Source organism: Tepidiphilus sp. HLB4 (genome assembly GCF_054823945.1).
On the sequence record NZ_JSYB01000027.1, the window covers coordinates 1 to 10,531 of the forward strand.

A 10,531-nucleotide genomic window follows, 5' to 3' on the forward strand; every position below is an offset into this window, starting at 1 on the left:
AAATTTACAGAAAAAAGGTTGCACAACCGATTCTCCAGCTTGTGCACGGCGGTATTGATCATGCCGAGGCCGACGGCAAGGAGCAGCGCGCCCAGGACGAGCGAGGCGGCATTCTCGAAGCGTTGGTGGCCGTAGGGGTGGTTGGCGTCGGGCGCTTTGCGACTGTGGCGCAGGGCGAGCAGGACGACGAAGTCGGCCACGAGGTCGGAGAGGGAATGGATGCCGTCGGCTACCAGACCTTGCGAGCCGGACCAGAGGCCGGCGATCACCTGGGTGAGGGTGAGGCCGAGGTTGACGGCGACGCTCACCCAGGTGGTGCGTTTGGCCGCGCGTTCTCGTTCGGGAGAATCGGACTCTTCGTCGAGCTCGTCGAAGTCGTGGAGTTCGTTCATGAGGTTTCGGTCATGGCAGGGAGGGGGTGGAGGGGGGAATCTTCCGAGCGCGGAAAGACCACCCGCATCGTCGTGCCGCGGCCATCCGGCCCTGCTTCGGCGCCGACGCGGCCACCATGGAAGGCTACGATGCGCTGTACGATGGCGAGTCCCAGTCCGGCGCCGCCGCTGGGGCTGCCGGGGACGCGGTAGAAGGGCTCGAACACGCGGGCCCGTTCTTCGGGGGGGATGCCCGGCCCCTGATCGCTTACGGTGAGCGTCACGGTCGCGGCGTCGACGGTGAGGCGGACGTCGACGCGTCCGCCAGCCGGGGAATGGCGGATGGCGTTGTCGATCAGGTTGCGCACGAGGATACCCAGGGCGAGGGCGATGCCGTGCACGCGGGCGGGTTCCGGTGCATCCAACCCGAGTTCCACGCCGCGCTCGAGCGCGAGCGGCGCCAGTTCGGCCACCGCTTCGCGGGCGATCTCGCGCAGATCGAGTTCGCCGCGCAGGGTACGGGTCACGTCGGGTTCGAGCCGGGTGAGGGTGAGGAGTTGCGAGACGAGGCGGCTTGCCCGGTCGACGCCGGCGATCAGGCGATGCAGCGCTTCTTCCCGCTGGGAACCCTCGGGGGCGCGCAGGGCGAGCTGGGCCTGGGTTTTGAGGACGGCGAGCGGGGTGCGTAGTTCGTGCGCCGCGTGCGAGGTGAAGCGCCGTTCGCGCGCCATCGCGTCGGCGAGCGCCTCGAGCAGGTGGTTGAGCTCGCCGACGATGCCACGAATCTCCACGGGCACCTCCGCGAGCGCGATCGGCGTGAGCTGGGTCGGCGAGCGGTGGGCGATCTCGCATTCGGTGCGCGCGAGCGGTTGCAGCCCCCGGCGCACGCCGACGAGCACGAGGACGACGAGCAGCGGCACGGCCACGAGCAGCGGTCCGACGAGCTGACCGATGACGTGGTAGACCAGTTCGGTGCGGCCGGAGAAGGGTTCGCCGAAGTAGACTTCGAGGGGGCCGTCGGAGTGGATCTTGTGCAAGACGCGCCACATTTGTTTTTGATAGAGCACGTCGGCGAAGCCGTCGCCGGGAATGAAGCGTTCCGCGGCGGGGGCGTCTGCCGTGCGCACGAGCAGATGGCCGCGGTACCAGATCTGGAAGGCCGCCTCGTCGTCGTAGGCGCGGATGAGGCGTTCGCTGAAGACGCCGTTGAGCACTTCTTCCGTCGTCTCGTGCTCGTCGTTGAGTTCGTGCCATGAAAGCTCCAGCAGCACTTCGGCGATCTTCTCCAGCCGATCGTCGTAGAATGCGTGGATTTCGCGCCGCGCATCCCAGAAGACGATGGCGGTGAGCACACCCCAGGCGAGGGCGAACACGCCCAGCATCAGGACGATCAGGCGTCGCCGCAGCGAGATCATCCGCGCTCCTTGGGCAAGAGGTAGCCGACGCCGCGCACCGTCACGATCCATTCCCGACCGAGCTTGCGGCGCAGGTGATGGATGTGGACCTCGATCGCGTTGCTCTCCACTTCGCTGCCCCAGCCATAAATCCCTTCTTCCAGCCGCTCGCGTGACAGCACCTTACCGGCATGCTCCAGCAAAAGGTGCAGGAGGGCGAATTCCTTGGCGGAGAGCTCGACCGGTGCGCCGTTGAGCGTCACCGTGCGCGCCGCCGGATCGAGCACGAGCGGACCGTGGCGCATGGCGCTGTCGGAACGGCCGTGGGCGCGCCGGTACAGCGCCCGCAGGCGGGCGGCGAGTTCTTCGAGGTCGAAAGGCTTGCCCAGATAGTCGTCGGCGCCGGCGTCGAGCCCGGCGACCCGGTCGGAGACCGCGTCCCAGGCGGTGAGGATCAGCACCGGGGTCTTCACACCCGCCGCACGGGCGCGCTTGAGCACCTCGAGACCCGAGAGGCCGGGCAGGCCGAGGTCTAGCACGGCGAGCTCGAACGGTTCGCTACACAAGGCCGTCAGCGCCGCTTTTCCTTCGCGCACCCAATCGACGGCATAGCCTTCCTGTTCCAAGCCGGTGCGCACGGCCGCACCCAGCATTTCGTCGTCTTCGATCAAAAGGAGTCGCATCGGTCTATCGAGCGCCTTCCTTCTGGGCGAGTTCCGCGGGCGCCGCCAGCAAGACGGCGGACATCGTCCGTTTGCGGATCATCCTCGCTGCCTCGTTTTCACGGAACGCGCCGCGCAAAGCGGCGCACCACTTCGGTCTGCTTGCGCAGCAATCGATCGAGCAAGCCGGGCCAGAGGGCGTTGAGGCGCACGACCCAAGGCTCCATTCCGCCGAGCACCACCTCGCGGGCGTCGCGCCGGATCGCCTCGAAAATCGCCTCGGCCACGACCTCGGGCGGATCGACCGCCATCTTCGTCGCCTGGGCCATTTCGTAGACCTGAGGCGGATTGAGCGCGGTGCGCACGGCACGCGGGGCGACGAGCGTCACGCCCACGCCGCTGCCGGCGAGTTCGCGCCGCAGCCCTTCGGTGAAGCCGCGCAGGGCGAACTTGCTCGCCGCGTAGGCGGTGTAGCCGGGCAGCGCGAGCGCCCCGAGCACCGAGCCGCAGAAGACGAGCCGCCCGCTGCCGCGTGCCGTCATCTCCGGCAGCAGCGCTTTGGCAAGCCACATGGCCGAGGCGCAGTTGGTGCGCAACAACCGTTCGATCGTCTCGTCGTCTTCCTCGGTGAACCAGCGGAAGCTTCCTTCGCCGGCCAGATGCACCAGGAGGTCGATGCCGCCCAGCGCGCCGCGTGCTTCGTCCACGGCAGCGCGGCACCCCGGCGCGCTGCCGAGATCGGCGACGACGAGTGCCGCCGAAGGGATGTCCCCGTCCAGCGCTTCCAGGGCTTCACGGCGCCGCCCTACCAGCGCGAGCCGTGCGCCAGCCGCTGCGAGCCGCTGGGCGAGCGGGGTGCCGATGCCGCCGCTTGCTCCCGTCAGCAGGACGCGTTTTCCTCGTATGTCCATGAGCCTCTCCTCATTGCGGCAGGGCGCGGAACATGTCGCCGTAGAGCCGGTACATCTGGCGGGCACAGCGGATCACCGCGCGCTGGTCGTCTTCGTCCTCGAGCCGGTCCATCAGGCGTTCGAAGTAGGCGATGTGGCTCTGGTCGAGATCCCCGTGACTGGTGAGGTAGGAGAACGCCGCATCCGGCAGGCCGAGCGCCGCCTGGATCGCCTTGGCCGCGCGCGTGGCGAGGTTGACGCTCGTGCCTTCGAGCACCAGCACCATGCCGAAGAAACCCACGGGGTTGCGCCGCAGTACCGTGTCCCAGGCGTAGGCGATCATGCGGTCGGTCTCGGGCGCCGGTTCGCCGCAGCGCACCGCCTCGGCATCGACGCCGCAGGCGCGCAAATCGTCGAGTACCCATTCGTGATGGCCGTATTCCTCGCGGATGTATTCGGCCACGGCGCCGCGCAGCCATTCGAGCCGCTCGGGCAGCCGAGCCCCCACCGCCATCAGCAGAGGCACCGTCTGGCTGACGTGATGATAGGCCTGGGTGAGAAAGGCGCAATAGGTCTGCAGGCTCACTTTTCCTTCCACCGCGGCGGCGAAGAGGGGGATCGCCAGGAATTGCGCGCGTTCGCGCTCCGTTTCCTGCATCAAGGTGTGGTAGAACCCCATCGTGTTTCTCCGTTCAGTTTTCCAGTTTCGACCACAGTCGTTCGAGGGCCTGGGCGTAGGCCGCGAAGATGTGCGCCCGGCGCAGCCGCCCGTTGGGCGTGAGCAGGCCGTTTTCGGGGGTGAAGGGCGCATCGGCCCGCACCCAGGCGGCGATGCGGGCGTAGTCGGGCAGGCGCGCGTTGGCTGCCGCCACCGCCCGTGCGAGCGCCGGTTCGGGCAGCGTCGTGTGGAGCACGGCCAGGTTGTGCGCCCGCCCTTCGCCGAACACCGCTGCCTGCACGATGCCTTCTTCCTGGGTCAATTCCCCTTCGACCCATTCCGGCGAGACGTTGCGCCCGAAAGCGGTGACGTAAATGTCTTTCTTGCGTCCGGTGAGGAAGAGGAATCCGTCCTCGTCGAAGGCACCGACGTCCCCCGTCGGCCAGAATCCGTCGAGAGACGGGGGCGCTTCCTGTCGCAGATAGCCCGCGCACACCGCGCCGCGCACCAGCACTTCACCGTCGGCTGCGAGCCGGACTTCGGTGTGAGGCAGCGGCCGACCGACGCTGCCGGGGCGTTCTGCCCCGGGGCGATTGACTGCCACCACCGAGGCGCATTCCGACAGGCCATAACCTTCATAGACGGGCAGTCCCGCGGCCCGCGCCCGCTGTAGGAGGTGCAGCGGGACCTTGCCGCCACCTACGGCGAGAAAGCGCAACCGCGCCGTGGGCGGTCCGCGCCGTTCGGTTTCCGTTACCAGCGCGCGCAAGAGCTGGGGGGTGAGCACCGCCGTGTCCGGTTCGGCGCGCTGCAGCGCCGACCACAGGAGAGCGGCATCGACCCCGGCCGCGCCGCGCAACCCGAGTTTCGCCACGGGCCAGAGCACCGTGCCCATGCCGGCGAGCAGCGGGGCGTACAGTCCGGCGATGTTCTCCAGCAGGACGGAGAGCGGTAGCACCGCGAGATGCCGTTCGCCTGCCTCCACCCCCGCCGCCCATACGAGCGAGCGGGCCACCGCTTCCATCGCCTCGCGGCGCAGCAGGACCCCTTTGGGCGCGCCGGTGGTGCCGGAGGTGTAGGTTACCTTGGCGATGCCCGCTGGCAGGGGCGGCGCGCTCGGTTCCAGCATCACTTGCCACAGTCGCACGCCGGCCACTTCGCCCAGGGGGCGAGCTTCCCCCTTGTTGGAGAATGCCTGCGGCTGGTCGGTGAGCACCGCCCCGACGCCCGAGTCGTCGAGCACGTGCGCCGTCTGCGCCGCGGAGAAGAAGGGGGGCAGCGGTACGAGCGGGACGGCGGCCGTCCAGGCGGCCAGATCGCACACCGCCCAGGCGGGGCCGTTGTCGAGGGCGAGCGCCACGCCGCGCTCGCGCCAGGGTTCGAGCAGCGCGGCGAGCACCTCCACCGCAACGGCGGCGGTGGTAAAGTCGAGCGTGCGCTCGCGCCCGATCCACGCCGGTGCCTGGGGGCGCGTTGCTGCCCAGCCGCGCAGCGCTTCGCTCAGTGTCGGGTACATGCCCTTTCCCCCTTCCAACGCATCCCGGCACCGCAGCCCAGGGCAAGCCCGCGCAGCCACAGGGCGAGCAGGCCGTCGCCGCTCGCGGCGAGCATTTCCCGCACTGCGCCGGCACCTTGGGCCACTTCGCCGGCGACCACCTGCGGGTCGCCCTCGTAATACGATCCCCAGCCCGCGCCGCCGTCGGGCAGGCGCCCGGGGTGCGCCGGCGCGAGCGGGTGCAGGACGATGCCGAGCCGCGCGAAGGTGTTGCGCAGCTCGCGGCGCGCGGTAAACACCACCCACTGCACGCGGCAGGCGGCGAGAAAAGCCGTGAGCGTCACCACCAGCGCCCGCGCGCCGCCCGGTACGTCGGCCGCGAGGCTGCCGACTTCGACGATGCCGTCGCGCACGCCGCCGGGAAGGAAGGTGTGCACCGGCGCGTCGAGATAGTGCTCGAGGAAGAAGGGCGCCTCGCCCCGGCGCAGCGCGAGCGCCGCCCGCACCTGGCCGGAAGCATCGCGCAGCGCGAGGAAGGGGCCGCGCGGCGGGGCGATGTGCGCGCCGTAGCGGGTCAGGTAGAGAGTTTGTACGAAGCGGGCGATGTCCTCGCCCATCGCGTCGTTTTCGGCCACCCAGGTCGCTTCCGTGAGCCTGGCGGAGGTTTCCTTTTTCGGTCGGGCGGAACAGACCGTCGTCGCCATTGCGTCCTCCTCGTCTCGTAGGGGTGGGAGATACGATACGGCGGTGAACTTAAGGAAAGCTTAAACGCCGCATCTGCGACAACAGGGGCTTTTCGCCCTCGAAGGCTTCTCGTCTCTTCGGATGTCTGGCTCATCGCGTCGGTGCTTCGTGCAGTACGGGCAAAACGAGGGTGAAGCGTGCCCCGCCCAGGCGGCTCTCACCGGGCTCGATACGGGCACCGAGGAGTTCCGCCGCTTCGCGCACCAACGTCAGGCCCAGGCCCGTGCCCGGCGCGGTGGAGTCGCGCGCAAAGGGTGCGAACAGCGTCTCCCGCCGTTCGGGAGGGATGCCGGGGCCGTCATCCTCGATTTCGAGCCGCACGAGGTTCCCTTCGCGGCGCAGCGACACCCGTACGGTGCTGCCCGGCGGCGTGTGGCGCAGTGCATTGTGGACGAGGTTGCGCACGATGAGCGCGAGCGGTTCCGGCGGGAGCAGAAGGGGCAGCGTCTCGGGCAGATCCACTTCCAAGGCGTGGCCGCGCGCCTGGGCCTGCGGCCAGAGCAGGGCCACTTCCTGGCGAACGACCTCGGCGGCGTCGATGGTGCGGCGCGGCCGGCGCGCGTCGTGCCCCAGGCGCGCGAGGGTGAGCAGTTGCTCGATGAGCTGGGCGGCGCGGGTCGTCCCTTCGCGGGCGGCGCGCAGCGCTTCCCGGCGGCGCGTCTCGTTGCCTTCGACGAGGGCGGCATCCAGATGCGCCGCGATGGCAGCGATCGGTGTGCGCAGTTCGTGGGCGACGTCGGCGGTGAAACGCCGCTCGCGCTCGAAGGCCTGCGACAGGCGGGCGAGCAGGTCATTGACCGCCCCTACCACGGGTTCGAGTTCCTGCGGCGCATCGGGCAAGGCCACCGGTTCGAGCGCGTCGGGGCGGCGCTGCCGCAGCGCGTGCGACAGCACTGCGAGCGGACGCAGCCCCCGGCCGATCGCCCACCAGGAAAAGAGCGCGAGCGCGAGCGCACCCAGGGTGAGCGTCTCGACCGAGTGTTCCACCAGATCCTCGGTGAGCTCGTCGTGCGCCTCCAGCGGATGCGCGGCGAACACCCGCGCCCCGTCGGAGCGGGTGGCGGCATAGATGCGCCAGCCCGGTTTGCCGGGGATGCGGTGAAAACCGTCTGCGAGGCGGGACAGGTCGGCATTCGACGGCAGGGCACCGAAGCGCACGATCTCCCCGCCCTCGGGGTCGAGCACCAGCACTCCGGCGTGCTTTCCGGCTTTCCGCTGCCTTTTGCCCGGAGGGCCCGAGGAGGGCGGGGCGTCACCCCTGCCCAAAGGGGCTGCAGAGAGGGCTTCGACGCTTGCCACGAGCCGCGCATCCAGCAGTTCCTCCGCCTCCTTGCCGCTCTCCGCCACGACGTAGGCGAGCGAGACGAGCCAGAAAAGGGCCACCCCGGCGAGCAGCCAGAGCGTGAGGCGCAGGCGCAGCGAGCGGCCGAGCCGGCGCCACGGGATCACGGTGCGGCCCCTTGCGCCGCCGGGCCCAGGCGGTAGCCCAGGCCGCGGATCGTGTCGATGATGGCCGGGTCGATCTTGCGGCGAAGATGATGGATGAGCACCTGCAGCACGTTGCTGTCGGGGGCTTCCTCCGCCTCGTAGAGCGCCTGTTCGAGCTGGATCTTGGTGAAGACGCGTCCCGGGTTGCGCGCGAGACGCTCGAGCAGGCGGTATTCCATCGCCGAGAGCTCCACCGGCGCACCGTCGAACCACACGGCGTGTCCGGCCGTGTCCAGGCGCAGACGCCCCAGGTCGATGAACGAACGCGCCCGCCCCTCGCCGCGGCGCACCAGCGCCCGCAGGCGGGCGGCGATCTCCTCGAGCGGGGCCGGCTTCACCACGTAGTCGTCCGCTCCCTCGTCGAGGCCGGCGATGCGCTCGGAGAGCGCGTCGCGCGCCGTCAGGATCAGCACCGGGAGGACGAGCCCCTCGGCGCGCCAACGCCTGAGCGCGTGCATCCCGTCTTCCTGCGGCAAGCCCAGATCGAGCACCACGGCGTCGAACGGCTCGGACTGCAGCAGGCGGAAGGCCGAAGCCGCCTCCCGTGCCCATGCCACGTTCATCCCCAGGGCCTCCAGCCCCCGTTCGAGGCCCGCGCCTAGGAGCGCATCGTCCTCGACGAGCAATACCCGCATCTTTGCTCCTTCATTGGCGCAGCAACCAGTAGACCACGATCGCCACCCAGACGAACAGCACGACGGCCATGGGGGTGTAGGGCCGCTCGATCGCTTCCTGCGGCGCGGCGCGCTTCACTCCGAGCACCATCGCGCGTACCAGATTCTCGCGATGGGCGAGGCTGCCGACGAACACCCCTGCCAAGTGCACCAGCACCACGGCGAGCATGAAGTTCGCCAGCGCTTCGTGCGCCTTTTCGGCGAACTTGCCGCCGATCTCCTCGTAGGCGAACCATCCGAAGAGCGGAGTGAGGAACCCGAGCGCGAGCAGGGCGAGGATCGCGATGCCACCGGCCGGATTGTGCCCGGTGTAATGGCGCGGCTGCAAGCGTGCCAGCCCGACGAGGTAGTCCCAGGCTTCGCGCCAAGGACGCACGAAAGAAGAGAAACGCGCCGGCCACGGGCCGACGAAGCCCCAGACCACGCGAAAGAGCACCACTGCGGCCACCGTGCCGCCGGCGGCGACGTGCACCAGACGCAGGCGCTCGGACTCCCCCGTGAGCCAGGCGACGAGGAAGCCGAGGGCCATCAGCCAGTGTCCGAGCCGCACGACGGCGTCCCAGATCAACACCTTGTTTTCGTTCGGCTCCATGACGGGGCTCCTTCAGTCCTTGTACGGGCCATAGCCGGGGATGTCGATCTCGCGCTCGCGGTACGAGCCTTCTTCGGCGCGCTTGTGGCAGGCACCGCAGTTGGCCGGGGACTTCACCCGTGGATCGCGCCAGGCCGCGGCGGGAACCTCGTCGTGCTCTTTCTGGAACCAGCGGGTCTGCGTGATGCGCGGCGGATCGCCCGCCCCTTGCGTGCGGCGGGCATCGCCCGCGTGCTGCACGAGAAAGTCGGTGAGCTCCTGCGCCGTCTGTGGCGACAGCGAGGCGTCGTCGCCGTAGTGATGGGCGAGATCACCCATCACCTTGCGCCAATCCTCGGCCGAGAGCAAGGACGGCGGGAAGGGAACGTGGCAGCTGCCGCACTCCTGGCGGTAGAGCGGCGAGAGCGGCGCCCCTTTGCTCTTGTCTTTATAGCGGGTCTCGTGTTTCTCCTGTTCGGCGCGTTCGTGCCGCTCCTCGGCCGAGACCACGATCGGCGCAGCGATGAAGGCGGCGCACAGGGCGGCGGTGAAAAGATGTCCGTAGCGGCGATAAAGTCGTCCGATCGCATTCATGTCAGGTCTCCTTCAGTCATTGGCGCACGAGCCAGGCGAGAAAGTCGGCTTTCTCCGCTGCCGTGCATTCGCGTCCCACCACTTCCTTGCAGTTGCGGCGGAACCACTTCTCGATCTTGGCTTCGTCGGTGAAGCGCTCGGGATTGACGCTCACGGCCATGGGTGCAATCTTCTTGCCGGTGACCACGTGTTTGCCGCTCTGCCGGGGATCGGCGCCATGGCAGGCATGGCAGCCGGGCATGTCGGCCGACACGCCGTGATTCTTGCGATAGAACGCCTCGCCGCGCGCAGGGTCGGGGGTGAAGCCGGGCTGCTCCTGGGCGGCGCGCTGCGCGTAGCGCTCGGCCATCGCCGCTGGCGTTTCGGCGGTGACAGCGAGGGAAAAGCCGGAGAGCAGGGCGGGAAAGAGCCAGCCAAGCAGCTTGCGGAAGATGGGGGATTTCATGATGACCTCGTCGTCGTGATGCAGACGGTGTCATTGAAGCATGCCGTCCTTAACCGGGGGTTAAAACGACGCTTCATTCACGATTCCGCTGTGAACGTGTCCGAAATTGACGTCGTATCTGCAGTACTGCGCCAGCCAGGCTGCCCTCCGGCGCGGGGGGATCCTTGCTTCTGGCCGTTGCCAGCGGCGCTGGTGCGGTGACCGATCAGCCGATGACCGTACGGTCGCGTCCGTCCCGTTTGGCGCGCAGGAGCGCAGAGTCGGCACGATCCAGGGCGGCGACGAAGCGTTCGCCGGCGATTTGCCGCGTCAGCCCGATGCTGGCGGAGACGGTGACGGGGCCGAGTCGATGCGCGATGGAGATGGCGCCGATCGCCTGGCGTACGCGTTCCGTGATCTGAAAAGCGTCGGCGAGTTCGGTGGCGGGGAAAATGAGGAGGAATTCTTCTCCGCCCCAGCGACCGACGAAATCGCTGTGGCGAATGGCGCCGCGTAGGGCGTCGGCGATGTGCTTGAGGGTTGTGTACCATCCTTTCTGTAAATTC

At 68.8% G+C, this 10,531-nt stretch carries 13 protein-coding genes; all 13 read right to left on the reverse strand.

Annotation, left to right across the window (positions count from 1 at the left end):
* Positions 1 to 392, reverse strand: a 392-nt coding sequence (locus OA56_RS06235) for a cation diffusion facilitator family transporter (RefSeq protein ID WP_461584110.1), incomplete at its 3' end; no start/stop codon positions are given.
* A complete protein-coding gene (locus OA56_RS06240; RefSeq protein ID WP_461584112.1) occupies positions 389 to 1,786 on the reverse strand; it encodes an ATP-binding protein in 1,398 nt (465 codons plus the stop codon). The genes OA56_RS06235 and OA56_RS06240, both read right to left, overlap by 4 nt.
* Positions 1,783 to 2,448 carry a response regulator gene (locus tag OA56_RS06245; RefSeq protein WP_055423080.1) on the reverse strand — a complete coding sequence of 222 codons (666 nt, stop codon included), beginning with the start codon at positions 2,446 to 2,448 and terminating at the stop codon, positions 1,783 to 1,785. The genes OA56_RS06240 and OA56_RS06245 overlap by 4 nt, the downstream gene beginning before the upstream one ends.
* 98 nt (positions 2,449 to 2,546) lie before the next feature.
* The gene (locus tag OA56_RS06250; RefSeq protein WP_461584115.1) at positions 2,547 to 3,338 is read right to left on the reverse strand and encodes an SDR family oxidoreductase; all 792 of its coding nucleotides are present in this window, start codon (positions 3,336 to 3,338) and stop codon (positions 2,547 to 2,549) included.
* A 10-nt stretch (positions 3,339 to 3,348) separates the two neighbouring features.
* Positions 3,349 to 3,996 (reverse strand): TenA family transcriptional regulator, encoded by a 648-nt coding sequence (locus OA56_RS06255; protein ID WP_055423082.1) that lies wholly within the window; start codon positions 3,994 to 3,996, stop codon positions 3,349 to 3,351.
* Between the two features lie 13 nt (positions 3,997 to 4,009).
* Positions 4,010 to 5,491, reverse strand: a complete 1,482-nt coding sequence (locus tag OA56_RS06260) for an AMP-binding protein (protein WP_055423083.1) — start codon at positions 5,489 to 5,491, stop codon at positions 4,010 to 4,012.
* Positions 5,476 to 6,174 (reverse strand): thermostable hemolysin, encoded by a 699-nt coding sequence (locus OA56_RS06265; protein WP_055423084.1) that lies wholly within the window; start codon positions 6,172 to 6,174, stop codon positions 5,476 to 5,478. Before OA56_RS06265 ends, OA56_RS06260 begins: the two co-directional genes overlap by 16 nt.
* A gap of 130 nt (positions 6,175 to 6,304) precedes the next feature.
* On the reverse strand, positions 6,305 to 7,663 hold the full coding sequence (locus OA56_RS06270; RefSeq protein WP_461584118.1) for a sensor histidine kinase: 1,359 nt from the start codon (positions 7,661 to 7,663) through the stop codon (positions 6,305 to 6,307).
* On the reverse strand, positions 7,660 to 8,337 hold the full coding sequence (locus OA56_RS06275) for a response regulator (protein ID WP_055423086.1): 678 nt from the start codon (positions 8,335 to 8,337) through the stop codon (positions 7,660 to 7,662). Before OA56_RS06275 ends, OA56_RS06270 begins: the two co-directional genes overlap by 4 nt.
* A 10-nt stretch (positions 8,338 to 8,347) precedes the next feature.
* A complete protein-coding gene (locus tag OA56_RS06280; protein ID WP_461584120.1) occupies positions 8,348 to 8,968 on the reverse strand; it encodes a cytochrome b/b6 domain-containing protein in 621 nt (206 codons plus the stop codon).
* A gap of 12 nt (positions 8,969 to 8,980) precedes the next feature.
* Entirely contained in the window at positions 8,981 to 9,541 is a 561-nt protein-coding gene (locus tag OA56_RS06285; RefSeq protein WP_055423088.1) for a diheme cytochrome c, read from the reverse strand.
* A gap of 16 nt (positions 9,542 to 9,557) precedes the next feature.
* The gene (locus OA56_RS06290; protein WP_141055469.1) at positions 9,558 to 9,986 is read right to left on the reverse strand and encodes a DUF1924 domain-containing protein; all 429 of its coding nucleotides are present in this window, start codon (positions 9,984 to 9,986) and stop codon (positions 9,558 to 9,560) included.
* A 205-nt stretch (positions 9,987 to 10,191) separates the two neighbouring features.
* Positions 10,192 to 10,531 (reverse strand): diguanylate cyclase (locus tag OA56_RS06295; RefSeq protein WP_461584123.1); only part of this gene is annotated, 340 nt, incomplete at its 5' end.